The 25,249-nt window shown below is 66.0% G+C and carries 19 protein-coding genes; 8 read left to right on the forward strand and 11 right to left on the reverse strand.

Translation table 11 applies throughout. The features are described 5' to 3' along the window. Positions 1–11: 11 nt before the first annotated feature. The gene (locus tag AABE10_RS07985) at positions 12–1,256 is read left to right on the forward strand and encodes an NAD(P)/FAD-dependent oxidoreductase (protein WP_342932729.1); all 1,245 of its coding nucleotides are present in this window, start codon (positions 12–14) and stop codon (positions 1,254–1,256) included. Between the two features lie 78 nt (positions 1,257–1,334). Here the strand turns inward: AABE10_RS07985 and guaD are convergent, their stop codons facing one another. The 7 genes from guaD to AABE10_RS08020 form a co-directional block, all read right to left on the reverse strand. After that, positions 1,335–2,672: a guanine deaminase gene (gene guaD, locus AABE10_RS07990; protein WP_342932730.1), complete on the reverse strand. Its 1,338-nt coding sequence runs from the start codon at positions 2,670–2,672 to the stop codon at positions 1,335–1,337. A gap of 28 nt (positions 2,673–2,700) precedes the next feature. Further along, the gene (locus AABE10_RS07995; RefSeq protein WP_342932731.1) at positions 2,701–3,741 is read right to left on the reverse strand and encodes an adenosine deaminase; all 1,041 of its coding nucleotides are present in this window, start codon (positions 3,739–3,741) and stop codon (positions 2,701–2,703) included. Between the two features lie 122 nt (positions 3,742–3,863). After that, a complete protein-coding gene (gene xdhC / locus AABE10_RS08000) occupies positions 3,864–4,874 on the reverse strand; it encodes a xanthine dehydrogenase accessory protein XdhC (RefSeq protein ID WP_342932732.1) in 1,011 nt (336 codons plus the stop codon). A 101-nt stretch (positions 4,875–4,975) separates the two neighbouring features. Further along, positions 4,976–7,414, reverse strand: coding sequence for a xanthine dehydrogenase molybdopterin binding subunit (gene xdhB, locus AABE10_RS08005; protein ID WP_342932733.1), 2,439 nt, complete (start codon positions 7,412–7,414; stop codon positions 4,976–4,978). Then, positions 7,411–8,961: a xanthine dehydrogenase small subunit gene (xdhA, locus tag AABE10_RS08010; RefSeq protein ID WP_342932734.1), complete on the reverse strand. Its 1,551-nt coding sequence runs from the start codon at positions 8,959–8,961 to the stop codon at positions 7,411–7,413. The genes xdhB and xdhA overlap by 4 nt, the downstream gene beginning before the upstream one ends. A 427-nt stretch (positions 8,962–9,388) precedes the next feature. Next, a complete protein-coding gene (locus AABE10_RS08015; RefSeq protein WP_342932735.1) occupies positions 9,389–9,895 on the reverse strand; it encodes a disulfide bond formation protein B in 507 nt (168 codons plus the stop codon). Positions 9,896–10,004: 109 nt separating this feature from the next. Continuing rightward, positions 10,005–11,393, reverse strand: coding sequence for an amidase (locus AABE10_RS08020; protein WP_342932736.1), 1,389 nt, complete (start codon positions 11,391–11,393; stop codon positions 10,005–10,007). 180 nt (positions 11,394–11,573) lie between these two features. Here AABE10_RS08020 and AABE10_RS08025 point away from each other — a divergent pair, with 180 nt between their 5' ends. From AABE10_RS08025 to AABE10_RS08035, 3 genes are all read left to right on the forward strand, one after another. Then, positions 11,574–13,331 (forward strand): cation:proton antiporter, encoded by a 1,758-nt coding sequence (locus AABE10_RS08025; protein WP_342932737.1) that lies wholly within the window; start codon positions 11,574–11,576, stop codon positions 13,329–13,331. A gap of 193 nt (positions 13,332–13,524) precedes the next feature. After that, a complete protein-coding gene (locus AABE10_RS08030) occupies positions 13,525–14,880 on the forward strand; it encodes a gamma-glutamyl-gamma-aminobutyrate hydrolase family protein (RefSeq protein ID WP_342932738.1) in 1,356 nt (451 codons plus the stop codon). A 267-nt stretch (positions 14,881–15,147) separates the two neighbouring features. Further along, on the forward strand, positions 15,148–15,894 hold the full coding sequence (locus AABE10_RS08035; protein ID WP_342932739.1) for a DUF2968 domain-containing protein: 747 nt from the start codon (positions 15,148–15,150) through the stop codon (positions 15,892–15,894). Between the two features lie 146 nt (positions 15,895–16,040). Here AABE10_RS08035 and AABE10_RS08040 read toward each other — a convergent pair whose 3' ends face one another. Together AABE10_RS08040 and AABE10_RS08045 are read right to left on the reverse strand one after the other, a co-directional pair. After that, positions 16,041–17,060 carry a hypothetical protein gene (locus AABE10_RS08040; protein ID WP_342932740.1) on the reverse strand — a complete coding sequence of 340 codons (1,020 nt, stop codon included), beginning with the start codon at positions 17,058–17,060 and terminating at the stop codon, positions 16,041–16,043. Positions 17,061–17,233: 173 nt separating this feature from the next. Next, complete coding sequence (locus tag AABE10_RS08045; protein ID WP_342932741.1) at positions 17,234–17,791, reverse strand: GNAT family N-acetyltransferase; 558 nt, start codon at positions 17,789–17,791, stop codon at positions 17,234–17,236. 461 nt (positions 17,792–18,252) lie between these two features. Here AABE10_RS08045 and AABE10_RS08050 point away from each other — a divergent pair, with 461 nt between their 5' ends. Continuing rightward, complete coding sequence (locus AABE10_RS08050) at positions 18,253–19,554, forward strand: MFS transporter (RefSeq protein WP_342932742.1); 1,302 nt, start codon at positions 18,253–18,255, stop codon at positions 19,552–19,554. A 97-nt stretch (positions 19,555–19,651) separates the two neighbouring features. Here the strand turns inward: AABE10_RS08050 and AABE10_RS08055 are convergent, their stop codons facing one another. Continuing rightward, complete coding sequence (locus tag AABE10_RS08055) at positions 19,652–21,499, reverse strand: tetratricopeptide repeat protein (protein ID WP_342932743.1); 1,848 nt, start codon at positions 21,497–21,499, stop codon at positions 19,652–19,654. 126 nt (positions 21,500–21,625) lie between these two features. On the opposite strand from AABE10_RS08055, the gene AABE10_RS08060 reads away from it, so the two are divergent. From AABE10_RS08060 to AABE10_RS08070, 3 genes are all read left to right on the forward strand, one after another. Further along, the gene (locus tag AABE10_RS08060) at positions 21,626–21,982 is read left to right on the forward strand and encodes an ArsR/SmtB family transcription factor (protein ID WP_152760774.1); all 357 of its coding nucleotides are present in this window, start codon (positions 21,626–21,628) and stop codon (positions 21,980–21,982) included. Then, the gene (locus AABE10_RS08065; RefSeq protein WP_342932744.1) at positions 21,979–23,082 is read left to right on the forward strand and encodes a cation diffusion facilitator family transporter; all 1,104 of its coding nucleotides are present in this window, start codon (positions 21,979–21,981) and stop codon (positions 23,080–23,082) included. Before AABE10_RS08060 ends, AABE10_RS08065 begins: the two co-directional genes overlap by 4 nt. Positions 23,083–23,188: 106 nt before the next feature. Continuing rightward, the gene (locus AABE10_RS08070; RefSeq protein ID WP_342932745.1) at positions 23,189–24,910 is read left to right on the forward strand and encodes an FAD-dependent monooxygenase; all 1,722 of its coding nucleotides are present in this window, start codon (positions 23,189–23,191) and stop codon (positions 24,908–24,910) included. 78 nt (positions 24,911–24,988) lie between these two features. Here AABE10_RS08070 and AABE10_RS08075 read toward each other — a convergent pair whose 3' ends face one another. Then, positions 24,989–25,243, reverse strand: coding sequence for a formate dehydrogenase subunit delta (locus AABE10_RS08075; protein WP_342932746.1), 255 nt, complete (start codon positions 25,241–25,243; stop codon positions 24,989–24,991). Positions 25,244–25,249 lie beyond the last annotated feature (6 nt).

Here is a 25,249-nt window from a genome sequence, read left to right on the forward strand (position 1 = left end):
AAGGAAGATTGATGAATACGGAATCGCTGAACGCCGCCGTGGATGTGGCCATCATCGGGGCAGGGCCGTCGGGCGCGGTCGCTGCGGCGCTGTTGCGCAAGACGGGGCGCTCGGTGCTCGTGCTGGAACGCCAGCACTTTCCGCGCTTCTCGATTGGCGAGAGCCTGTTGCCGCAGAGCATGGCGTACCTCGAAGAGGCGGGCATGCTGCAGGCGGTCGTCGAAGCGGGCTTCCAGTACAAGAACGGCGCGCAATTCGTGTATCGCGAACAGACGTCGGCGTACGACTTCCGTGACAAGCATTCGAGCGGTTGGGGCACGACGTATCAGGTCGAGCGGGCCGTGTTCGACGATCTGCTGATCCGCTGCGCGGCGCAGCAGGGCGCCGACGTGCGCTTCGGCCATACCGTGCTCGCGATGAAGACGGGCGACGCGCCCGCGCTCGACGTGACCGACGAAGCGGGCCATCGCTACGAAGTGCATGCGCGCTTCGTGCTCGATGCAAGCGGATTCGGTCGCGTGCTGCCGCGTCTGCTGAATCTCGAAGCGCCGACGCGCATGCCCACGCGCGCCGCGATTTTCACGCATGTACGCGACGGCATTCCCGTCGACGCGCACGATCGCAACAAGATCACGGTCGCCGTGCATCCCGAGCACCGCGATGTGTGGTACTGGATGATTCCGTTGGCGAATGGCCGCTCGTCGGTCGGCTGCGTCGCGGATGCCGCATTCCTCGATGTGCGGGAAGCGGAGCGCGAGGCGAAGTTGCGCGCACTGATCCACAGCGAGCCGACGTTGAACCGCCTGATCGGCAACGCGCCGTTCCTGATGCCGGTGCGACATATCGGCGGCTATTCGGCGAATGTCGAGCGGTTGCATGGACCGGGCTTCGCGCTGCTCGGCAATGCGGGCGAGTTCCTGGACCCGGTGTTCTCGTCGGGCGTGACGATCGCGCTGCGTTCCGCGCATCTGGCCGTGAAGACGCTGGAGCGTCAATTGAACGGCGAAACGGTCGACTGGCAGCAGGCTTACGACATCCCGCTGAGAAAGGGCATCGATGCGTTCCGCGCATTCGTCGAGCGCTGGTACACGGGCGAGTTGCAGGACATCATCTTCTATCCCGACCAGACGCCTTCGATCCGCCGCATGATCAGCGCCGTGCTCGCAGGCTATGCGTGGGACGAGACGAATCCTTATGTCGCGGACCCGGCTCGCAGATTGAATGCGCTGCATGAGTTGTGCAGGCAGAAGCGATAAATGAAGAACGGCGCTTCGTGAATCACGAAGCGCCGTTTTCACTTCAGCGCACTTCAGCAATACGGCCCGCTGAAACCGCTATGCCGCGATGCGCGCCTTTCCCGCCGCGTGCTGGCGCGCGTCGTCGCGCCGATGCACGCGCTGGCCCGCCGCATAGGTCTCGTACACGGCGCGATCGTCGCCGAGCAGCGCGAACGCGAACAGCAATTCTTCGAGCGTTTCCGTGCGCGCCGTGCGCCGCGCGAGCAGCGGCGTTGCCTTCGGGTCGAGCACGATGAAGTCCGCTTCCGACTTCGGCTTGAGCGTGCCGATCGTATCGCCGAGATCGAGCGCTTCCGCTGCGCCCGCCGTTGCGAGCCAGAACATGCGCGTCGCCGTCAGATGATGGCCGCCCAGGCGCGCGACCTTGTGTGCTTCGTTCATCGTCTGAAGCATCGAGAACGACGTGCCGCCGCCGACATCCGTCGCGAGCGCGATGGGCATCCGCGATTGCGCCGCCTTGTCGAAATCGAACAGGCCGCTGCCGAGGAACAGGTTCGACGTCGGGCAGTGCGATGCGACCGTGCGCGTCTCCACCATGCGTCGGCGGTCTTCGGCATCGAGATGAATGCAGTGTCCGTAGACGGCGCGCGGGCGCAGCAGGCCGTAGTGGTCGTACACATCGAGGTAGCTGCGATGACCGGGGAAGAGGCTCGCGACCCACTTCACTTCGTCGTGATTCTCCGCAACGTGGCTCTGGATGAACACATCGGGATGCAGCTTCGCGAGCGCGCCCGTCGCTTCGAGTTGCGCTTCCGTCGAGGTCGGCGCGAAGCGCGGCGTGAGCGCGTACATCTGACGCCCATGGTTGTGCCAGCGTGCAATCAGTTCGGCGCTGTCGTCGTAGCCCGATTGCGCGGTGTCGCGCAGGAACTCAGGGCAGTTGCGGTCCATCAGCACCTTGCCGCCGATCATCCGCACGTTGCGCGCTTGCGCTTCCGTGAAGAGCGCGTCAGCCGACTGCTTGTGCACCGTGCAGTACACGAGCGCCGTCGTCGTGCCGCACGCGAGCAGTTCGTCGATGAAAAAGCGCGCGGTGTCCTTCGAGATGGCGGGATCGCTGAAGCCGCGCTCGGTCGGGAACGTGTACGTGTCGAGCCACGGCAACAGCCCCGGCGCCGGCGACGCGATCATGTCCGTCTGCGGGAAATGGATGTGCGTATCGATGAAACCGGGGACGATCAGCTTGTCGCGCATCTCGAACACTTGCGTTCCAGGCGCGAGTTGCGACGCAACGGACGCATGCGCGCCCGCCGCGACGACATGTCCGTCTTCGACGATCAGAAGCCCGTCTTCATCGAAGAGGGCCGCGTTGGACGATTGCGCAGGATCGCCGTTGAACGTCAGCAGTTGCGCGCGATAAGCCGTTTGAGTCATGAGTGAAACCGTCTCCGAACTGTATGAATCATGCTGATGCGCGCCAGTGCGCATCGAGTCTGGCGATCATCGCGTCGCGCTCGGCAGGCGTCACGAACGACGCTTCGAAGCCGTTGCGGATGATCGTGTACACCTCGTCGTCGCCGAGCTTGAGGGCTTCGATCGTCGCGAGGTAGTTCTCGTTGACGTAGCCGCCGAAGTAGGCGGGGTCGTCGGAATTCACGGTGACGGCGACGCCCTGATCGAGCAGCGCCTTCAGCGTGTGTTTGGTCAGGTCGTCGAACACGCACAGCTTCAGGTTCGACAGCGGACACACCGTCAAAGCGACGCGCGTGTCGGCGAGGCGCGTGACGAGCGCCGGGTCTTCGATGCTGCGCACGCCGTGATCGACGCGGTCCACCTTGAGCAGATCGAGCGCTTCGTAGATGTACGACGGCGGGCCTTCTTCGCCCGCATGCGCGACGAGCTTCAGGCCTTTGGCGCGGGCCTTCGCGAAGACGCGCTCGAACTTCGACGGCGGATGGCCGCGCTCCGACGAATCGAGACCGACGCCGATCAGCCGGTGCGCGTACTGGTCGAACAGAGGCAGCGCGGCGTCGAATGTCGCGAGCGCGTCGTCCTCGGACAGATGGCGCAGGAAGCACAGGATCAGCTTGCTCGTGAGGCCGCGCTGTTCGGCTTCGGCGAGCGCGCGTTCGATGCCCGCGACGACGGTCGCAATCGGCACGCCGCGCTCGGTGTGCGTCTGCGGATCGAAGAAGATTTCCGTGTGCACGACGTTGTCCGCGAGCGCGCGCTCAACGTAGGCCATCGTCATGTCGTAGAAGTCCTCTTCCTTCAGCAGCGCGCTCGCGCCCGCATAGTAGATGTCGAGGAACGATTGCAGATCGGTGAACGCATACGCGGAGCGCAGCGCTTCGATCGAGTCGTATGCGAGCTTCACGCCGTTGCGTTCGGCGAGCCTGAAGATCAGCTCGGGTTCGAGCGAGCCTTCGATATGAATGTGCAGCTCGGCCTTCGGCGCGTCCTTCGTCTTTTGCGCCAGCGGAGAAAGTGTGGTTGTCGTCATGGTCGGTCAATGATTCGAGTTATCGATGAAAGGCTGTAGCGCCCGATGGCTGGTCAGGCGTCCCCCAAGATGCGTTCGGTGATTGCCGTGTTCGTTGCCGTGCCCGCTGCTGTTCGTCGCGTTCAGGCCGTCTGCGCCGCCCGCGCCGCGTTGGCCTCGACGGCTTGCAGCAGTTGCGCCGCCGCCGAAATCGCGATGATTTCCGGCGACTTGTCGACGATGCCGTCCACGCCGAGCGGGCACTTCATCCGCGCGACAAGCGCAGGGTCGAAGCCGCGCGCGGCGAGCCGGTGCTCGAACTGCTTGCGCTTCGTATGCGAGCCGATCATGCCGAAGAACGCGAAGTCGCCGCGCCGCAGGATGCGCTCGGCGAGATCGAGGTCGCGCGCATGGTTGTGCGTCATCACGATGAAGTACGTATTGGGCGAGGCCTTGTCGACGGCTTCGTCGGGCGCGTCGTTCGCGTCGATCACCACGTTCGGCGCGCCCAGCGTGTCGGGCGGCGGGAACTGCGCGTCGCGTTCGTCGACCCAGCGCACGTGGCAGGGCAGCGTCGCGAGCACGCGCACGAGCGCGGCGCCCACATGCCCCGCGCCGAACAGCACGACGGGGAAATCGCGCGGCGCGATGGTTTCGGTGAGCAGCGCGCTGCTGTCGTCGAAACCCGCGCCGTCCCACAGCAGGCAATCGGCGCTTTCGACGCCCGGCTCCGGATCGGACAGCATCACGGCATCGGGCGCGGGCCCGAATGATACGCTACGCACCACCGATTGGCCCGCCGCGACGCGCTTCGCCAGCGACGTGACCCAGCCCAGGTCGCCGATATCGAGCCGCTCGAACGCGAGCACGACGGCACCGCCGCAGCACTGGCCGAGGCTCGGGCCGAGCGCGAAACGCTCGAGCCGCCGCATGTTCGGCGCGCGCATGCCGTCGCGCAGCACCTGACGCGCGCCTTCGATCGCTTTCCATTCGAGGTGTCCGCCGCCGATCGTGTGGCGCGCCGAGTCGCGCGTGACGATCATCTTCGTGCCGGCATCGCGCGGCGCCGAGCCTTCCGCGCGGGCGACCGTCACGAGCACGACGGCGTCGCCGTGCGCGAGCAGTTGTTGCAGATCGGTGAGCCAGGGGTGCATCCGGCAGTTCTCCATGCAAGGCCGCGCGGGATAGCCACGCAGCCGGTTGATCTCGTGCGCCTCGCGGTCGTGTCGCGCGGCACTTTTTTCCGGCGCATGCGCTATGCCGTCGTGCCGGCGCCGGCGGGCGCAGTCTCCGGTGATTTTGGACTGGCCGTCGTGGCAATCGTTGCAGCGGGCTTCAGCGCGCCCATCGCATCGATTGCATCGAGAATTGCCTCGGGCGTCGCGGGCGCGCGCAACGCGGGCGCATGCGCGGCATCGGGCGCCGTCGCGGCGACGGCATCGCGGATCGCGAGAAACACCGAGAACGGCAGCAGCAGCGGCGGCTCGCCGACGGCCTTCGAGCGGAACACGGTCGGCTCGGCGTTCACGTTGCGATATAGCTTCACGTTGAACGCAGCGGGCGTATCGCTGACGGCGGGAATCTTGTATGTCGAAGGCGCGTGCGTCATCAGGCGGCCATCGCGATTCCACCAGAGCTCTTCCGTCGTGAGCCAGCCCATGCCCTGAATGAAAGCGCCTTCGACCTGACCGAGATCGATGCCCGGGTTGATCGACTGGCCGGCGTCGTGCAATGCATCGACGCGCACGAGCTTCCACTCGCCCGTCAGCGTGTCGATCACGACTTCGGAGACGGCCGCGCCATACGCGAAGTAGTAAAACGGATGGCCCGTCAGCGTCTTTGCGTCCCAGTGCACTTTGGGCGTTGCATAAAAGCCGTCGGACCACAACTGGACGCGCGCGAGATAGGCCGCGCCGACCAGTTGCGCGAACGGAATCGATGCGCCGTTCGCATGCACCGCGCCGTTCGCGAACGTCACGTCGTCCGCGCTGCCGCCGAGTTCTTTCGCGGCCAGCACGGCAAGCCTTTCGCGGATCGTGCGCGCGGCGGCTTCGGCGGCCTTGCCGTTCAGGTCGCTGCCCGTCGATGCAGCGGTGGCCGACGTGTTCGCCACTTTCGACGTATCGGCGGCCGTCACGCGCACGCGCGCAAGCGGCAGGCCGAATTCGTTCGCGACGACTTGCGCGACCTTCGTGTTGAGGCCCTGGCCCATTTCGGTGCCGCCATGATTCACGAGCACCGAGCCGTCCTTGTAGACATGCACGAGCGCGCCCGCCTGATTCAGAAACGGCACGTTGAACGAGATGCCGAACTTCACCGGCGTGCAGGCGATGCCGCGCTTGAGAACAGGACTCGTCGCGTTGAACGCGGCGATCGCGTCGCGCCTCGCGTGGTAGTCGCTCGATTCGATGAGCTCGTCCGTCAGCGGCGCGATGATGTTGTCTTCGACGGTCTGTCCATACGGCGTGACGTTGCGCTCGCCGATACCGTAGAAATTCGCGCGGCGCACCTCCAGCGGATCGCGCTTCAGCTCGCGCGCGATGCCGTCCATCATCACTTCCATCACGAGCGCGCCCTGCGGTCCGCCGAAGCCGCGAAACGCGGTGTTCGACTGCGTGTTCGTCTTGCACGGCAGCGCGACGATCTCGACGTCGGGCAGGTAATACGCGTTGTCGAAGTGGCATACGGCGCGCGTCGCGACTGCGCCGGAAAGATCCGCCGAAAAGCCCGCGCGCAGCGCGATCTCGACGCGCGTGCCGAGAATGCGGCCGTCGTCGTCGAAGCCGGCTTCGTATTCGTAGACGGCATCGTGACGCTTGCCCGTGATCATGAAGTCGTCGTCGCGATCGGCGCGCAGCTTGATCGGGCGGCGCAGCCGATGCGCAGCGAGCGACGCCGCGCACGCAAACAGCGCCGACTGCGATTCCTTGCCGCCGAAGCCGCCGCCCATCCGGCGGCATTCGCACACGACGTTATGCGTCGGCCAGCCGAGCATATGCGCGACGACGTGCTGCATCTCGCTCGGATGCTGCGTCGAGCTATAGACGAGCATGCCGTCCATTTCCTTCGGCACGGCATACGCGACCTGGCCTTCCAGATAGAACTGCTCCTGGCCGCCGACTTCGAAAGTGCCCGCGATCCGGTGCGGCGCGCCGGCGATCTTGTCGGCGGGCGCGCCGCGCTTCAGATGCAACGGCGGCAGCACGTACTGCTTCTTCGCCTTCGCTTCGGCGGCGGTGAGCACGGCTTCGAGCGGCTCGTAGCGCACGACGTCGTCGCTCTTCGCGAGCGCCGCCGCGCGCCGCGCGAGTTCATGGCTCTGCGCGACCACGATGAACACGGGCTGCCCGAGATACAGCACTTCGCCGTCCGCGAGAATCGGATCGTCGTGCAGCACGGGGCCGCAGTTGTTTTCGCCGGGGATGTCGTCGGCCGTCAGCACGGCGACGACGCCGGGCGCCGTGCGCACGGCATCGAGATCGAGCGACACGATGCGCGCATGCGCGTGCCGCGACAGGCCGAGCGCCGCGTGCAGCGTCTGCTGGAGCTCGGGGATGTCGTCGGTATAGGTCGCTTCGCCGCTCACGTGCAGCGCCGCCGATTCGTGCGGCAGCGGCACGCCGATCGCCGCTTGCGCCGTCTGATCTTCGGCCGGCGCTGCCTGATGAATGAAGGCATCCGTCTGCTTGTTCATGACGTCGGCTCCTGCGCGGGCGCGGCGTGACCCGCGCCTGCATCGAATGCGAATGCGTTGACGTCGCAGAGCGCGAGCGGGGCGGCGTCGCGCGTTTCCAGATGGAAGCGCCACAGCAGATTGCGCGCGACCTTCAGCCGGTACGCGGCCGACGCGCGCATGTCGGTGAGCGGCTGATAGTCGGCGGCGAGCGCGTCCATCGCGCGTTGCGCCGTCGCTTCGTCCCACGGCGCGCCGTTGAGCGCGGCTTCGGCATGCGGTGCGCGCTTCGGCGTCGCGGCCATCCCGCCGAATGCGACGCGCGCATCGGCGATCGTGCCGTCGTCGACGATGCGCAGCGCGAACGCGACGCACACAGCCGAGATGTCCTGGTCGTAGCGCTTCGACACCTTGTAGGTCCGAAAGCGCAGATCCGGCGCGGGGCGCGGCACGCGGATCGCGGCGACGAATTCGCCCGGTTCGAGCGCCGTCTTCTGATAGCCGACGTAGAACGCATCGAGCGGCAACGTGCGCGTCTTGTGCTCGCGTTGCAGCACGACGAGCGCGTTGAGCGCGATCAGCGCCGGCATCGAGTCGCCGATGGGCGAGCCGTTCGCGACATTGCCGCCGAGCGTGCCTGCATTGCGGATCGGCAGCGACGCGAAGCGCGTCCACAGCTCCGCGAGTTCGGGATAGTCGGCCGTCAGCGCGGCATAGGCGTCCTCGAGCGATGCGGCCGCGCCGATCGTCAGCGTCTGCGCATCGCGCTCGATCGTCTTCAGTTCGGCGACGTTGCCGATGTAGAGGATGTCGCCCAGATCGCGGAACTGCTTCGTGATCCACAGGCCGACGTCGGTGCTGCCCGCGAGCAGCCGCGCGTGCGGATGCTGTGCGCGCAGCGTCGCGAAGGCGTCGAGCGTGACGGGGGCGTAGAAGGTCGGCGAGCCGAATGATGCGCCGCGCGTGTCGGGCGCGCTGTATTCGAATGTTGCTTCGCGCTGGATCGAACGAAGCGCGTCAACGACGGCGGCGCGGTCGAGCGCGGCGCGCGGGTACTGCTGCTCGTCGAACATCTTTTGCGCCGCTTCGACGATCGGCCGGTAGCCGGTGCAGCGGCACAGATTGCCGGAGAGCGCGGTGTTGATTTCATCGCGGGTGGGCAGGCCCGCGCCCGTGGGCTGGTTTTCGTACAGCGCCCACATCGACATCACGAAGCCGGGCGTGCAGAACCCGCACTGCGAGCCGTGGCAATCGACCATCGCCTGTTGCACAGGATGCAGCGCGCCGTTCGCGGCGCGCAGGTCTTCGACGGTGAAGAGCGCACGGCCGTCGAGCGTGGGAAGAAGCTGGATGCACGCGTTGACGGCCTTCAGCGAAAGCCCGCCGTGCGCATCGGCTTCACCGACGACGACGGTGCAAGCGCCGCAATCGCCTTCCGCGCAGCCTTCCTTGGTTCCCGTGCAATGCAGGTCGTCGCGCAGATGCTGGAGCACGGTGCGCGAAGCGGGGACGTCGGAGACTTCGTGGACGGTCCCCTGGTGATAGAAACGGATGGTTTGCGTTGTCACGGCGAATCCTGAAGACATTGCGGACCAGGCGCGCGTTACGCATGGGGTCGCGCCGTAGCCGGCCTCGCGCACGTAGATCGCCATCCATGACCGAACATAACACCACTTTGTCCCAAAAATATTTTCCCGCGCGAATGGGGGTTATTCGGCAGCGGTCATGAGGGGCGCGGGGGCGGGGACTCAAGCGCGCCGGAAAAGGCGTGAAGCCTTATGGCTCGGGGCTTTGCGCGTATCCAAGCGGCGGACAGGGGATCAGGCGATGCGCTCGCGGCATACGGTGGCGGGCCAGGTGTTTACGCCGAATGCGCAGCCGGGTCGTCGCGCCGCCCGAAGCAACGGCAACGCGAACGGCCCGGAGCGGCGGATCAAAAAGGACGCGTTGCGCCGGAAAGCCGATCCCGGCCCGTCCCGGCGCGGTCCAGCAAAATCAGCGTGCCTGCCGTTTCCGCGAAAGGCTTACAGCGAGAGCCAGAAACGCGACGGCGAATCCAACCAGCGACCACTGCGGCAGCGACAGACCGAGTATCGGCGGATAGGGCGTCTCGCACAGCCCGGCGACCTTGAACAGACTCGGCAGCCAATGCGCGGGAGGCAGTCCGTCGACGATCGGTTGCAGCGCATCGAACCCGCAACTGAAGTTCGGGTGCGACTGCACGTACACATGCCGCACGGCCGTCGCCACGCCACCGAGCGCGGAGAGCAGCGCCAGCACTTCGAGCGCACGCACGCCGCGCCATCCGCGCATGCTCGCGCCTATAAAAGCGAACACGGCGATCAGCAGATAGAAATATCGCTGGATGATGCACAGCGGGCAAGGGTCCTGATGCTCGACGAACTGAAGATAGAGCGCCCCGCCGACGAGCGCGACGCAGACGAGCCCAAGCAGAACGAGGAGATTGCGCTCGCGGCGCAGCGTGACGTTATCGTTGGCCATAATCCTTATAGCGGTTGAGTTTCCGAAAAGGCGTCGCGCGATTCTAGCCGAAGGCCGTCGCGCTTGCCGCCGTGCGGGAGGTTGCGCGACGAGCCGTCGCCAGCAGCCGTCAGCGGATCGTATTCAATACCGCTTCGACGGCCCGTCCTATTCCCAGCAGCGCATCGTCCGCGTGCGGCGCGGCGGCCAGCATCAGCCCGACGGGCGCATCGCCGCGCGGATGGCACGGCAGCGACAGCGCGCACGCATCGAGGAAATTGAACGCGCTCGGATTGCGCAGCACCAGTCCGTTGGCGCGGAAAAACGCGTCGTCGTCATCGACGAGATCGGCGACACGCGGCGGCACGATGGGCGTCGTCGGCGCGACGATCGCATCGAAGCGCTGCCACATCGTGCGCGCTTCGGCGAGGACGGCCGCGCGTTCGGCGAGCAGGTCGAGGTAGTCGGCGGCCTTCGCCGGCTCGCCTTTCAGGATGCGCACGAGCACGCGCGGATCGTAGTCGCCGCGATGCGCTTCGAGCAGTGGCCTGTGCCATGCATACGCCTCGATCGGCGAAAAGCCGAAGCGGTTAATTCCGGCGAGACGGTCGAGCGGCGCAAAGCGCACGTCGCTGACGATGGCGCCCGCGGCTTCCAGGTGCTTCAGCGCGGCGTCGTAGGCCTGCGCGACTTCCGGCTCGATGCCGTCCGTCACATAGTGATTCAGCACGCCGAGCCGCACGCCTTCGAGCGGCCGCGCGGCCGGGACGACGGGCTCCAGCCCCGCGAGAATCCGGTCGACGAGCGCGCAGCACGCGACCGTCACGCCGATCGGACCGAACGCGTCGAGCGTCGGCGAAAGCGGCACGCCGCCTTGCTTCGGCACGCGGTCGGCTGTCGGCTTGAAGCCCGTCAGGCCGCACAGCGCGGCGGGGATGCGGATTGAGCCGCCCGTGTCGCTGCCGAGCGCGACGGCCGCCATGCCGTCCGCCACTGACGCGGCCGCGCCCGACGACGATCCGCCCGACACCCGCTCGTCACCTTTCACGCCGCGCCGGTACGGCGACAGCGGATTGCCGTAGTGCGGATTCAACCCGAGGCCGGAAAACGCGAACTCGCTCATGTTCGTGCGGCCGACGATGACGGCGCCCGCGCGCTTGAGCCGCGCGACGGCGGGCGCATCCGACGCGGCGGGCGCGGCGCCCGCCAGTGCCGTCGAGCCGGCACGTGTCACCTGGCCTTCGATGTCGAACAGGTCTTTCACCGACACGGGAATGCCCGCCAACGGCGACAGCACCGTGCCGGCCGCGCGCAGGCGGTCGTGCGCATCGGCTGTCGCGCGGGCGTTGTCGGCGTCGACGTGCATGAAGACGGTCGCGCCCTGGCCGGCGGGATCGGCGATGCGTTCGAGCGCTGCTTCGACGAGCGCGCGGCTCGTCGTGCGGCCGGCGGCCAGATCGGCGCCGAGCTGGGCGAGTGGCGGGAGAGGCGTGAAATCGGTAGGCGTGGCTGTGGTCATGGCGTGAGCGCGACAGGTACGGTTGACGATGCTGGAACCGTATTGTGACGCTTCATGCGGGACACGCGCCAATCGCGCGGTGTGCGCGATGCTGACCATCACGCTTTGGCCGCAATTGTTTTTCACCGTTCGTGCGGTACCATCGCGCTCTCTGTATTACTTTTTGTAAGGAAAGGCGCCATGCACCACGGAATCGGCTTTATTCAGGATCTGGCAGTCGTGATGGCGCTCGCGGGCGTCGTTACCGTGCTGTTCCATCGCCTGAAGCAGCCGGTGGTGCTCGGCTACATCGCGGCGGGCGTGATCATCGGGCCGTACACGCCGCCGTTTCAGTTGATCCATGACGAACAGACGATCCAGACGCTCGGCGAGCTCGGCGTCGTGTTCCTGATGTTCTCGCTGGGGCTCGAGTTCAGCCTGCGCAAGCTGGTCGAGGTCGGCGCGACGGCCATCGTGGCCGCGCTGTCGGAGATCGTGCTGATGCTGTGGATCGGCTACGAGATCGGCAGCGCATTCGGCTGGAGCCCGATGGATTCGCTGTTTCTCGGCGCGATTCTCGCGATCTCGTCGACGACGATCATCGTCAAGGCGCTCGCCGATCTCGGCCTGAAGCGCGAGAGCTTCGCGCAACTCGTATTCGGCATTCTGATCGTGGAGGACATTCTCGGCATCGCGATGCTCGTGCTGCTGTCGGGCATCGCGCAGACAGGCGAGCTTTCCGCGGGCATCGCGTTCGTCACGCTCGGCAAGCTGCTGCTGTTCATGACGGTGTCGCTGGCGGTCGGGATTCTCGTCGTGCCGCGCGCGCTCAACTACGTCGCGAAATCGCGGAGCGACGAAATGCTGCTCGTCTCCGTGCTGGGCTTCTGTTTCGCGTTCTGCCTGCTGGTCGTCAAGCTGGATTACAGCATCGCGCTCGGCGCGTTCCTGATCGGCGCGATCATGGCCGAGTCGCGCCACCTGCACCGGATCGAGCATCTGATCGCGCCGCTGCGCGACACGTTTTCCGCGATCTTCTTCGTGACGATCGGGCTGATGCTGAATCCGTCCGTGCTGGTCGACTACGCATGGCCGATCGCGGTGATCACGATCGCGGTGATCGTCGGCAAGATCGTGTCGTGCGGCCTCGGCACTTTTCTGGCCGGCAAGGACGGGCGCACGGCGATGCGCGTCGGCATGACGGTATCGCAGATCGGCGAGTTCTCGTTCATCATCGCGTCGCTCGGGCTTACGCTTAAGGTGACGAGCGCGTTTCTCTATCCGATCGCCGTCGCCGTTTCCGCGCTGACGACGCTCTTCACGCCGTATCTGATCCGCGCCGCCGATCCCCTCACGCGGCGCCTGGGTCACGCGATGCCGCCGATCATCGCCAACGTGTTCGGCCTGTACGGACAGTGGCTCCGCAGCCTGCGGCCGGCGTCGGGCGGCCCGACGGTGTTCGGTCTCACGCGGCGGATCATCCTGCAGATCGCGGTGAATCTGGCGATCGTCGCGGCGATTTTTCTGGGCGCATCGTACGGCGCGCCGTATGGAAGCCGCTTCATCACCGAATGGCTGCCGTCCGAGCCGATGCAGCGCGTCGTGCTATGGAGCGCGGCGCTCGTCGTCTCGATGCCGTTTCTCGTCGCCGTCTACCGGAAGACGAAGTCGCTCGCATTGCTGCTCGCCGAAATCAGCGTGCAGCCGGCGAAGGCAGGGCGGTTCACGAGCGCGATCCGCTACGCCATTTCGGATCTCGTGCCCGTCGTTTCGATGCTGGGCGTGTTCCTGCTCGTCTCGGCGCTGTCAAGCGCGATTCTGCCGCCGACGGGTCTGCTCGTCGCCGTGCTGCTGGTCGCCGCGCTACTGCTGGCGGTGCTCTGGCGCTGGTGTGTGCGGATTCACGCGACGATGCAGATCGCGCTGCGCGAAAGTTTCGACGAACAGCCGGACCCTTGATGGCAAGGCGTCATCGAAGCGGCGCATGATGGCGTTGCGTGGATGCAATAGGGGACGGGGTATCCGTTCGCACAACGTTGCATGTTGTGACGCGATGTGACGAAATGTGTGCTGGTTTGCCGCCGCAAGGCGCGAGGCGGATAATCAACCATGTCTATTCGTTCGCGCGCCAGGACGCGTTTGGACCACAGTCATGAGCGAAAACAATTCCGATAACGCCGGCGCACCCGGCACCCCCACTCCTTCGACGAGCCAGCCGGGCGCGCCGAAATCCGCACCGGCTCCGACTCCCACACCCGCCAAAGAAGCGGCCTCCACCGATTCTCCCGAAAGCGCCTCCAACGTGACGCCCAAGGACGCCCCTGCGGCGCAGCGCAGCGAGGCGGAGCGCGCGCGAGCGAGCGCCGCAGAGGCCACCGCGCAGCAGGAAGCGGCGGCGCGCGTGCAATCGGTCGTGTCGAGCGCGGAGCGGGCAGCCGCTCAAGCGGGAAGCACCGCGGGAACGGCGGACGCATCAGGCACGGCGGCGGCTGCGCCCGTCGGCGGCGAGCCGGACGGCACGCTCGGCTCGTCGGCGAAACCCAGTGGTTCGCCGCCGCCGGGTTTTGGCTCGGCGCCCGATTTCGGCGCGGCCAATCCGCCGCCTCCCAACGCCATTCCGCCGGGACCGCCCGCGTATCTGAAGCGCAGCGATTCGGCGTGGTCCGTCTTCGGACGGGTCATGGCGGCGCGCGCGCGCCAGCTGTTCGACCGCGCGGGGCGAAGGATCACGCAGCGCACGCTGCGCATCGGCGTGTCGGCGCGGATCTTCCATCCGGAGCCTGGCGCAAAGGGGCTGCGCGGCAAGACGCTGCAGTACCTGGAAGAGTCGATCGCGCACTGGGTGATGTCGCGCGACGTGCTCGTGTTCATGATTCCGACAGTCGGCCATCAGGGCATGCTGCACCCAAGCAACATCCGTCTGCGCGACTACGCGAAGCATCTGGACGGCCTGCTGCTGCAAGGCGGCGCCGACGTGTCGCCGCAAACCTATGCCGAAGCCGCGACGCGGCCTGAATGGCCCGGCGACCGCGTGCGCGACATGTACGAACTGGAGCTGCTGCACGAATTCATCGAGTCGGGCAAGCCGGTGCTGGGCGTGTGTCGCGGCTGCCAGCTGATCAACGTCGCATTCGGCGGCACGCTGTATCAGGACATCGCCAGCGACGTGCCGACGGCGGGTATCCACGTGAACGAACATTACGACCAGCACCGCCACTCGGTTCACTTCCCGGAGGGCTCGACGCTCGTCAACATGTTCCCCGGACGGCGCGAGGCGATCGTCAACTCGATCCACCACCAGGCGGTCAATCAGCTGGGACGCGATCTGAACATCGAAGCGGTGTCGGCGTCGGACGGCATCATCGAAGCCGTGCGCTACCGGCGTGCGCCGTTCGTGATGGGCGTGCAGTGGCACCCCGAGTTCCACCGCTCGGGCGGCCCGGAACTGCTCGATTGCACGCCGCTGCTCGATACGTTCCTGCGCGTCGCGCGCGAAACGCGCTTCTGATTCCTCGTCGTTCTGCCGATAAGCGGGCGCACGTTGTATGTGGCGCCCGCTTTTCTTTTATGCGTCGGTAGTTGATGCGGGCGATCGTCTCGTTCGGTGGTCACGATTCGGGAATAGGGAACGCGTTTTACGAACTTTTGCGTTTGCGCATCAGATTGCTTAGTTGTCCGTTTATCTCGATTTAAAGTCCTGTAGCAGCGCGTCAGAAAGGGCAAAATCCGCGCGATAATCCGAGGCTGTTTCTGGATGCGCATGGAGTATCGACGTATGAAGTACCCCTTGGATTTGCGCCGCATAGGATTGCTTGCGATTATCTGCGCGCTCATGCATGGCGGCGTCGCGTGGGCGGCGGGCAAGGCGGCGTCGAACCCTGACGTCGCTCGCGCGAGCGCTGCCAAAATCGCCCGGGCCGATGCGTCGCATGACGCGCAAAGTGACGCGGATTCCGTCGCCGAACCGGCAAGCGAAGCGAATTCCGACGCGAACTCGAGTGCGGGCGGCGGCGCGCAGGGCGATGTCGCCGATCTGATGCAACTGATCCACGACGGCGCGCTCGCGGAAATGCGCACGACGTACAACGGCGGCTACGGCGCATCGATGTTCTTCTACGCGCAGGACATGACGTACTACGTCGCGCTGTTCCAGAACAAGCGCTTCTGGCGCGTCATCCGGACATCCGATCAGGCGCGCGCCGAAGCCATCTATGCGGGCTTCGCGCGGCAGACGGCGCAACTCGCCGAAGTCGAAATCCGCAGGACGCAATTGCAGGCGCAGAACGCCTCGATCGAGCGTGTGATCAGCGAGTCGCAGGCACGCGCGCAGCGTTTGCAGGCGGACATCCAGGTGGCGCGCGCCCAGGAAGCGAAGGTCGCCGATTACCAGCGGCAAACGCAGGACGAAATGCTCGCGTTGCGGGAAGAGAAGGAAAAGGCGCAGTCGCAGTTGCGCCAGTTGCAGCAGCAGGTTCTGCAATTGCAGCGTCAGGCGGAGGCGGGATTGCCTGGCGGGCGCTGACGGATTGCCACGGCGGGCTCAACGCGGAGCCGCATTCGCGCCGTGCTTTGCCATGAAAAACACCCCAAAAGCTGGCGTTCAGCTTTTGGGGTGTTTTTTTGCGTGGTCGCTTTGTCTTGTCTGACCGGCGCGCTCGCCGACCGGTCCTACTTCGAGAAGCGATCGGGTATCTCGGTGACGCGTCGTTGCGACATATGGTTCATCCACTCGGTGCTGTCCGTATCGACGTGTCCACGCGCGATGGCTGCGGGGGCAACGCCGTGCATGCCCGCCGACATCGTGACGGAAGCATAGTCGCTGTTGTCTCGCGGCGATGGCGCGAACGGCGAGTAGGCGCCCGCCATCGACGGTTGCGGACGCGCGCGATGGAGCGAGGCGTGGGTCGGATGATGTCGTCCGTCGAGTTGCGACCGCCAGCCGTAGCGCGCCTCGGTATCCAGCGAACGGATCGTCGCATGCGGGGCGCGGCGCGTGCCTGCGTGGACGATGGCGTTGCGTTCGCGTTTGTGCCGGGCTTTCGCGGTAGGTGCGCCCGGCGCGTCCGCAGCCTGCGGCGCCGTCGTCTGCTCGGACGCGCGTGCGTTCAGATTGCCGCGAGCGCCATTCCAGGCGACGGGCGCTTCAGCCGATCGCGCGACGTTTCCGGTGCGGAGATGTTCCGGCGCAGCGGGTTCATCGTTTGCATGCGTTGCGCGGGCGCTGAGCGTCACGTCAGGCGCGGCTGCCAGCGTCGGCGTCGGCGGCTGCCGCTGCTGGCTCGCGACGAGCCACGCAATCACGGCCGCGCCGCTGATCGCGCATGCGCCGCCCGCAATCGTGTTCCATTGACGGTCCTTGCGCCTGGACGAGCGCGCCGGATGACGCAAGGCGAGTGGAATGGCGCTGCTGCTGCGTGTGGGAGCCGGCGAGTTCGGGACGGCGTTCGGGACGGCCGGTTGGTGGCGCAGGGTCTGCGGATCCCAGCGGCACATCGCGCGGATCGCGGCAGCGTTCAGGCAGAACGTACGCATCATCGCCGTATACAGGACTTTCAGTTCCTTTCGGAGGCTGATGTTCGGCGGCAACAGCGACCATTCACGGCCAATGGAGCGCGAGACCAGCTCGAGAGGACGGAGGCGCGGCATCGCCATGGCACCGGCGATGAGAGTGAATTGTGGTGTCGACACGGTCTTCGCCTCGTTCCCTCGTTTTTGTTGGCATTCCTGGAGCCTCGAGACGGCAGACAACATCGGGTGTGAACCGGCATCCTGCTACGCTGCCCGTCGGGGCCTTCGACGCGGCATGGTGTCAGGCAGATGCGGATCGATCGATCAGATAACTCCCAAAAACTGATCAGGTGTCAGTGATAGTCAGAAGTGCGATCCAGGCGATACACGTATCTCAATGCGGTGATATCGACGCCCCCCATATGATCGGGCTCGGCGCCCGAAAGCTGCCAGCCCTGCCGCTCGTAGAACGCGATTGCGGGCGCATTGCCTTCGAGCACATAGAGATAGAGCTGCGCTTCCCCGTGTTCGCGCGCCCAGTCCTGAGCGGCGCGCATCAGCAGCTTGCCCGCGCCGATGCCCTGGTGAGCGGGCAGCGCATGCAGATTGTCGAGCAGCACGCCCCACGGCGAATCCGGCTGACGCTCGACGCACATGAAGCCGATCGGCTCTCCGGCGCGCTCGGCGATCAGCACGATGCGCCGGTCGGCGCCTGGCGCCGAGAGCCGCGCGCGCCAGTAGGACGCGCGCTCCTGCACGACTTCGCCATCGAGAAACGCATCGGGCAGCAGTCCACGGTACGTCGCTTGCCAACTTGCGCTATGGATGGCGGCGATGAGATCGGCGTCGGCGTCGGTGGCAGGGCGCAGCGCGAGGATCGAAAGAGCGGGCGGCGAAGCAGGATCGGGCATTGCGGCGTGACCGGACGGACGAAAGCAGACAGGTTGGGCGGATCGAAGCAGGACAAAATCGGCAGAATCAGCAGGACAAGATCGCCAAGGACTCACGATAAGGCGCATAGGCGCCGCCGTCATCTGGCATCGCGGAAGCGGCGGCAACTGCGTCGGGAGAATTTTCCTGAAAGCGTGTCAATGTAAGCAAATTGCATTAAATGCGTAGCCTTCTCAGAAACGTTATTATCGAAAGAACCGCGTGTCGTAAGCGAGACTGCAGGTTTACCCTGATATATCGGTGGGATTCGCAGGATCAGAATACCGCGCCCACGTGAACGCCGTGCCCGAGCCAATCGTGTTCGTGTTTGCCTTGGCTGCCGCCCGATCCGGGCATTCGCGGCATCCGTTTCCGTGCGGATCGTTTCCACTGCCCCGCGTCACCTGCGTCGCGCAGGTTGCGGGCCAATACCGAGATTGACATGGCAACAGCATCCCATGCCCACGCATCGACGGGCGAATCCAAGGCCCGTACCGTATTCCGCGTCGTCAGCGGCAACTTCCTCGAAATGTACGACTTCATGGTCTACGGCTACTACGCCAGTGCGATCGCGAAGACGTACTTTCCGGGCGGCAATGAATTCGCCTCGCTGATGCTTTCGCTATCGGTGTTCGGCGCGGGCTTCCTGATGCGTCCGCTGGGCGCGATCGTGCTCGGCGCTTACATCGACCATCACGGCCGGCGCAAGGGCCTGATCCTCACGCTGTCGCTGATGGCGCTCGGCACGCTGACGGTGGCCGCGGTTCCGGGCTACGCGACGATCGGCGTGCTCGCGCCCGCGCTCGTGCTGCTCGGCCGGCTGTTGCAGGGCTTCTCGGCGGGCGTCGAGCTGGGCGGCGTGTCGGTGTATCTGTCGGAGATCGCGACGAAGGGCAACAAGGGCTTCTATTGTTCGTGGCAGTCGGGCAGCCAGCAGGTGGCCGTCGTGTTCGCCGCGCTGATCGGCGTATTCCTGAACCGCCTCCTGCCCGCCGACCAGATGACCGCGTGGGGCTGGCGCGTACCGTTCCTGATCGGCTGCCTGATCGTGCCGTTCCTGTTCCTGATCCGCCGCTCGCTGAAGGAAACGGACGAGTTTCTCGCGAAGAAGCATCGTCCGTCCGTCGGCGAAATCTTCGCCTCGATGGTCCAGAACTGGGGCATCGTGCTCGGCGGCATGGGCATGGTCGTCATGACGACGGTATCGTTCTACATGATCACCGCGTACACGCCGACCTTCGGCAAGGAAGTGCTGAAGCTCTCGGCGATCGATACGCTGATCGTGACCGTCTGCATCGGCGTGTCAAACCTGATCTGGCTGCCCGTGTCGGGCGCGATCTCGGACCGCATCGGCCGTCGCCCGGTGCTGCTGACGTTCACGATCCTGACGATTCTCACGTCGTATCCGGCCGTGCAGTGGCTCGTCGCCGATCCGTCGTTTGCGCGCCTGCTGGTGGTCGAGCTGTGGCTGTCGTTCCTGTATGGCTGCTACAACGGCGGCATGGTCGTCGCGCTGACGGAAGTGATGCCGTCGGACGTGCGCACGGCGGGCTTCTCGCTGGCGTACAGTCTCGCGACGACGATCGGCGGCTTCACACCCGCGATCGCGACCTATCTGATTCATACGACAGGCAACAAGGCGGCGCCCGGCCTGTGGATGAGCGTGGCGGCCGTCTGCGGGCTGATCGCGACGCTCGTGCTGTACCGCACGCCGGAAGCACGCAACCAGTACCGGGCGGCGTAAGCGCTTTTCGCCCGGCCGGCTGTTTCGCCAAAAACAAAACCCCCGCACGCTGGCGGGGGTTTTTCATTGGATCGTCGGCGAAGGCACTGCCGCGCGATCAACTGCGCAACGCGGCCGCCACTTCTTCGACGACATCCGCCCACGCGCCCGGCCGTGGCTGCCGCACGAGACGCGCCGACGGATACCACGGGCTGCGCGTGTCGCCGACAAACCAGCGCCAGTCGGCGGCGAAGGGCAGCATCAGCCACAGCGGCCGGTTCAGCGCGCCCGCCAGATGCGCAATCGACGTATCGACCGACACCACGCCGTCGAGCCGCTCGATGATCGCTGCAGTATCCGCGAAGTCGTGGATGCGCGCATCGAAGCGATGAATGTTCTTCGCGCGCGGATGCGCATCGAGCACGGCGCGCTCGTCGTCGCTGAGCGCAGGCTGGACCACGATCCAGTCGATGCCGTCGAGCGCGAACAGCGGTTCGAGTGCATCGAGCGGCAATGAGCGGTTTTCCTGGCGCTGCGCGCGCCCTGACCACGCGAGCCCGATCTTGCGCTTCGCGTGTCCGCCGAGCGAACCGCGCCATGCGCGACGCGACGCAGCGGGCACATTCAGATAAGGCGCGCGCGCCGGAATCGCGTCGAAATCGGTGCCGAGCGCGAGCGGCAGGCTCAACAACGGACACTGCAAGTCGGCATGCGGACGCTTCGCGCCTTGCGCGATCAACGTGACGCGCCATTGCTGCGCAGCGGGCGCGAGCAGCGAGACGAGCTGCGGCTGCACTTCGAGCACCACATGCGCGGCGCGCTGCGCGGCAATGTCGACGAAGCGCGCGAATTGCAGCGTATCGCCGAAGCCCTGTTCCGCGTGGACGAAGAGCGTGCGCCCGGCGATCGGCTCGCCGTTCCAGCGCGGCAGCGCAGCCGCGTTCGGCGACTGCGCGGCGTTCTCCAGACGCCATTCGTATTCGGGCAGGCCGCGCTTGAAATTGCCGAGCGTAAGCAGCGTCACGCCACGGTTCATATGCGCGATGGCGAGATCGGGCCGCAGACGCAGCGCCTGATCGAACGCGCGAATCGCGGCCTCGTGCGCGCCGAGCGCATGATGCGCGGCGCCCAGGCTCAGCCACGCGAGCGCGAACGTGGGGTCGAGGCCGACCGCGCGCTCGAAACGCGGCAGTGCCTCTTCGTGCCGGCCGAGCGCGGCCAGCGCGTTGCCAAGCCCAAAGAGCGCGGGCGGCAGATTGGCCTGGAGCCCGAGCGCGGCCTCGAACGCGGCGACGGCTTCCTGGTGCCGGCCCGTCGCGTCGAGCGTATTGCCGAGATTGAACTGCGCGGCGACGAAGCGCGGCTCCGCTTTGAGCGCCGCGCGGAAATGCACGATCGCTTCGTCGGCCGAGCCGAGCGCATTGAGCGCCATGCCGAGGTTGTTGTGCGCGCCCGCGTGGCCCGGCCGCAGTTCGAGCGCGCGCCGTAACGAGTCGACGGCTTCGCGATGGCGTCCGAGCGCATGCAGCGCGTTGCCGAGATTGACGTGCGACGACGCGTCCGTCGGCTGGAGGCGCAAGGATTTCTGGAAGGCGTCGACGGCATCTTCATGGCGGCCCGCGAGCGCATACGCGTTGCCGAGGTTGTAGTGCGCGATCGCGAACGCGGGCGCGAGCGTCAGCGCATTGCGAAAGCGCTCGATTGCCTTGTCCAGCTGGCCGAGCGCCTTCAGCGCATTGCCGAGGTTCAGCTGCAGCGCGGCGTCTTGCGGACGCAGATCAGCGGCACGGCGCACGAGGTCGGCCGCTTCTTCGTGCTGGCCTTGCTGGTGGCGCAGCACGCCGAGCAGATGCAGCGCGTCGACGTGAGCAGGATCGAGTTCGAGCGTCGCGCGATAGCCGCGCTCTGCGTCGTCGAGCCGGCCGTCACGATGCGCGCTGTACGCGCGATCGAAAAGGGGTTGCATGACGGAGGCGGTGGGGCGATGCGGGAAAACGCGCATTTTCCCACACTCGGCGCGCGCACCTCAGACTTGACGCGGCGAGTGTTGCTCAATAACATATGAACAAGTGTTCATATGTATGTCGAAATCATGTCAGCCGTTGTCTCTTTCAATGCCGACGACCGTGTTGTTCAGATCGCCGATCTGTTCCGTCTGCTGGGCGACCCGACGCGTCTGCGCATCGTGCTCGCGTGCGTCGACGAGCGCCGCGCGGTCGGCGCGATCGCTGAGTCGTTGAAGCTGTCGCCTTCGCTCGTGAGCCATCATCTGCGGCTGTTGCGCGCGGCGCGTATCGTGCGCGCGGAGCGGCAGGGCAAGCAGGTGTTTTACGTGGCAGCGGATCGCCACATCAGCGGCATGCTGGCGGACATGCTCGAACACGTCGCCGAACCTCTCAACGATTCTGTCGGCGAACCGGCCGTCGATCTCGCGCAGGACCACGCATGAAATACAACACCAACACGAACACAAACACCACGGCGGCGAAGCATCGGCCCGGCGCGCACGCGCATACGGACGCTTGCGATCACGCGGGCGATGACCGTGCAGCGCACGCGCATCAGCGTGATCACGACCACGATCACGACCATGCGCACGCGGATGACCGCGATGCATCGGACGCGCATCATCACGGCCACAGCCATCATCACCATCACCACGCGCCCGTCGCGGGACATGGACGCGCATTTGCGCTCGCCGTCGCGCTGAACGTGTTCATCGTCGTCGTGCAAGCCGTCTATGGCGTGCTCGCCAACTCGACGGCGCTGCTCGCCGATGCCGGCCACAATCTCTCGGACGTGCTGGGCCTTTTGCTCGCGTGGGGCGCGACGTGGCTCGCGACGCGCCGGCCGTCGGCGCGCTTCACGTTCGGCCTCGGCGGCTCGTCGATTCTCGCGAGCCTGCTCAACGCCGGACTGCTGCTCTTCGCGTGCGGCGTGATCGTCGCGGAAGCGGTCGGACGTCTGATTCATCCCGCGCCCGTCGCGGGTCTCGACGTGTTCATCGTCGCCGCCGTCGGCATGGTCGTGAACGGCTTCTCGGCGTGGCTCTTCATGCGCGGCCAGGAAGACGACCTGAACATCCGCGGCGCGTTTCTGCACATGGCAGCCGACGCCGCTGTGTCCGCGGCCGTCGCGATCAGCGGTCTTGCGATTCTCTTCACCGGCTGGACCTGGCTCGACCCGGTGATGAGCATCGTCGTGGTCGCGGTGATCGTCTACGGCACGTGGGGCTTGTTACGCGATTCCGTGAGCCTCGCGCTCGACGCCGTGCCGCCCGGCGTCGACGTGCAGAAGATCCGCGCGTACCTTGCCGCGCAGCCGGGCGTGATTGACGTGCACGATCTGCACGTGTGGGCGATCTCGACGACGGGCAACGCGCTGTCCGCGCATCTCGTGATACCGGACGGGCATCCGGGCGATAACGTGATCGACGGCATCGTCTGCACGCTGCGCGAAGAGTTCGACATGCATCACGCGACGTTGCAGGTCGACATCGGCACGACGCATCATCGCTGTTCGCTCGATCAGGCGCACGGCGCGCATTGAGCCCTCGCGCCGTGTGTCTGTTTGATGCGGCGCGTCGTCGGCCGAGGCCGCAGCAATCCAGAGGCACGGCGTACACTAGCAAGCATGTCCGACAGCGGAGGTCTGCATGACGGGTGCTTCCTTCGACGCGCCGCCCGTGCTGATCGTCGGCGCGGGGCCGACGGGACTCGCGGCGGCCATGAGCCTTGCACGCGCGCGCGTGCCCGTGCGGCTCATCGACAAGGCGCTGCAGCCCGATCCCCATTCGCGCGCGATCGGCATTCAGGCGCGCACACTCGAACTGCTGGAACAGCATCGCCTCGTCGAACCGTTTCTCGATCTCGGCCATCGCGCGCGTGCCGCGAATCTCTATTCGAATGGGCAGCGTCTTGCGCGGCTCGATTTCGATCCGCTGCAAACGCGCTATCCGTATCTGCTGTTCCTCGATCAGTCGATCACGGAGCGCCTGCTGACGGAGCATCTCGCGACGTTCGACGTGCACGTCGAACGCGGGGTCGAACTGACGATGTTCGCGCAGGGCTCGGCGGGCATCAACGCGACGTTGCAGCGCGCGGACGGCCACATCGAGACGCTTCATCCGTCGTACATGATCGCCGCCGACGGCGCGCATAGCGCGATCCGCCATCGGCTCGGCATGAGCTTCGCGGGCAAGACGTTCGAGCAGACTTTTCTGCTCGCCGACGCGGAGGCCGATACGGGCTGGTCCGACGACGAGTTCCACATTTTCGCGTCGGGCGTGGGGCTTGCAGGGCTGTTTCCGATGGGCAAGGGCCGGCACCGGTTGATCGCCGATCATCCCGCGATGCCATCGAACGCATCGGCGAACGGCAACCCGGCGCCGCTCTCTTCGATCCCTGCGCCGACGCTCGACGAGTGCCGGCAGATCGCGAAGAGCCGCATTCATCATCCCATCGCGCTGACGGCGCTGTCGTGGTCGAGTTACTTTCACCTGAATAGCCGCATGGTCGAGCAGTTGCGCGTGCAGCGCGTGTTTCTTGCCGGCGATTCAGCGCACGTACATAGTCCGGCGGGCGCACAAGGGATGAACACGGGCATCCAGGAAGCGTTCAACCTTGGCTGGAAACTTGCGCGCGTGCTGAAGGGCGACGCGCCCGACCGTCTGCTCGATACCTACCACGTCGAACGTCATCCCATCGAGCGCGACGTGCTGCGTCAGACGACCTTCGTCACGCATATGGCGGAAGCGGATCATGGTCCGATGAAGCTGCTGCGCGATCGTGTGATGCCCGTGCTGGCCGCGCTCGGACCATTGCGCGATGCCGCGCGGCTCACCGTCAGCGAGCTGTCGGTCCAGTACCGGCGCAGCCCGCTGACGCTCGAACGCGTGCTCGACGGCGGTCCGCGCGCGGGCGAGCGCGCGCCCGATGCGCTGGTGCATGTCGTCGATGGACCGCTGGGACGCGCGCCCGGCGTCGGCTGCATTTTCGATCTTCACGACCCCGCGTTCTTTTCACTCTTTCTGCTCGTCGAGCCGCCGGAAGATGCGGCATCGAACAACGGCAAGGTGCTCCCGCTGTCTCGCAAGCCCATGCGCGCCGCCGATCTCGACCGTTTCGTCGCGGCCGTCGAAGACCTGCTGCCGGGCGCGGTGCGTATCTGGCGCGTGTCGGATGCGAACGGCGAGGACGGCGGCCCGTCGCTCAGCGAATCGTTCGGTCGCACGCGGCCTTCGTTCTATCTGGTGAGACCCGACGGCTATGTCTGCGCGCGCGGCCGCCCCGGCTCCGACCTGAACGGACTGCTGCGCCATTGCGAAGCGTGGTTCGCGAAGAGCGCGTTGCACGAGCCGCCGTCGCCGGCGCAGTGACGCGCGAATAAAAAAGGCGTTCGCATCGTGCCCGATGCGAACGCCAGGTGCTGTTGCTTCTGCGTGAATGAAAGCGTGCTACGCCGCCGCTGCCTCCTTCGGCGTCAGATCCTCGCGATGGCGGACGATCGCCTCGCGGACCATCTCATGCAACTCCAGCTCCACGCCTTCGGGTTTCGAATGAAGCGTGGCCAGCAGCGCGCGACGCATCCGCGGCTCCCAGAAACGGCGGATATGATCCGCGATGTTGTCGATCGCTTCTTCGCGATCCGGCATCGACTCGAAGAAATCGCCGATCCGGTTTGCCATGTCGACCAGGTTGTGTACGTCCATTGTGTT

It is taken from the genome of Paraburkholderia diazotrophica (assembly GCF_038900755.1).
GTDB classification, from domain to species: Bacteria; Pseudomonadota; Gammaproteobacteria; order Burkholderiales; family Burkholderiaceae; genus Paraburkholderia; species Paraburkholderia diazotrophica_A.

Bases quoted from the DNA above. Each gene is read 5' to 3' on its own strand.
- AABE10_RS07985 (WP_342932729.1), top strand. From the start codon at position 12: ATGAATACGGAATCGCTGAACGCCGCCGTGGATGTGGCCATCATCGGG.
- guaD (WP_342932730.1), bottom strand. From the start codon at position 2,672: ATGACTCAAACGGCTTATCGCGCGCAACTGCTGACGTTCAACGGCGAT.
- AABE10_RS07995 (WP_342932731.1), bottom strand. From the start codon at position 3,741: ATGACGACAACCACACTTTCTCCGCTGGCGCAAAAGACGAAGGACGCG.
- xdhC (WP_342932732.1), bottom strand. From the start codon at position 4,874: ATGCACCCCTGGCTCACCGATCTGCAACAACTGCTCGCGCACGGCGAC.
- xdhB (WP_342932733.1), bottom strand. From the start codon at position 7,414: ATGAACAAGCAGACGGATGCCTTCATTCATCAGGCAGCGCCGGCCGAA.
- AABE10_RS08015 (WP_342932735.1), bottom strand. From the start codon at position 9,895: ATGGCCAACGATAACGTCACGCTGCGCCGCGAGCGCAATCTCCTCGTT.
- AABE10_RS08020 (WP_342932736.1), bottom strand. From the start codon at position 11,393: ATGACCACAGCCACGCCTACCGATTTCACGCCTCTCCCGCCACTCGCC.
- AABE10_RS08025 (WP_342932737.1), top strand. From the start codon at position 11,574: ATGCACCACGGAATCGGCTTTATTCAGGATCTGGCAGTCGTGATGGCG.
- AABE10_RS08030 (WP_342932738.1), top strand. From the start codon at position 13,525: ATGAGCGAAAACAATTCCGATAACGCCGGCGCACCCGGCACCCCCACT.
- AABE10_RS08035 (WP_342932739.1), top strand. From the start codon at position 15,148: ATGAAGTACCCCTTGGATTTGCGCCGCATAGGATTGCTTGCGATTATC.
- AABE10_RS08045 (WP_342932741.1), bottom strand. From the start codon at position 17,791: ATGCCCGATCCTGCTTCGCCGCCCGCTCTTTCGATCCTCGCGCTGCGC.
- AABE10_RS08050 (WP_342932742.1), top strand. From the start codon at position 18,253: ATGGCAACAGCATCCCATGCCCACGCATCGACGGGCGAATCCAAGGCC.
- AABE10_RS08055 (WP_342932743.1), bottom strand. From the start codon at position 21,499: ATGCAACCCCTTTTCGATCGCGCGTACAGCGCGCATCGTGACGGCCGG.
- AABE10_RS08060 (WP_152760774.1), top strand. From the start codon at position 21,626: ATGTCAGCCGTTGTCTCTTTCAATGCCGACGACCGTGTTGTTCAGATC.
- AABE10_RS08065 (WP_342932744.1), top strand. From the start codon at position 21,979: ATGAAATACAACACCAACACGAACACAAACACCACGGCGGCGAAGCAT.
- AABE10_RS08070 (WP_342932745.1), top strand. From the start codon at position 23,189: ATGACGGGTGCTTCCTTCGACGCGCCGCCCGTGCTGATCGTCGGCGCG.
- AABE10_RS08075 (WP_342932746.1), bottom strand. From the start codon at position 25,243: ATGGACGTACACAACCTGGTCGACATGGCAAACCGGATCGGCGATTTC.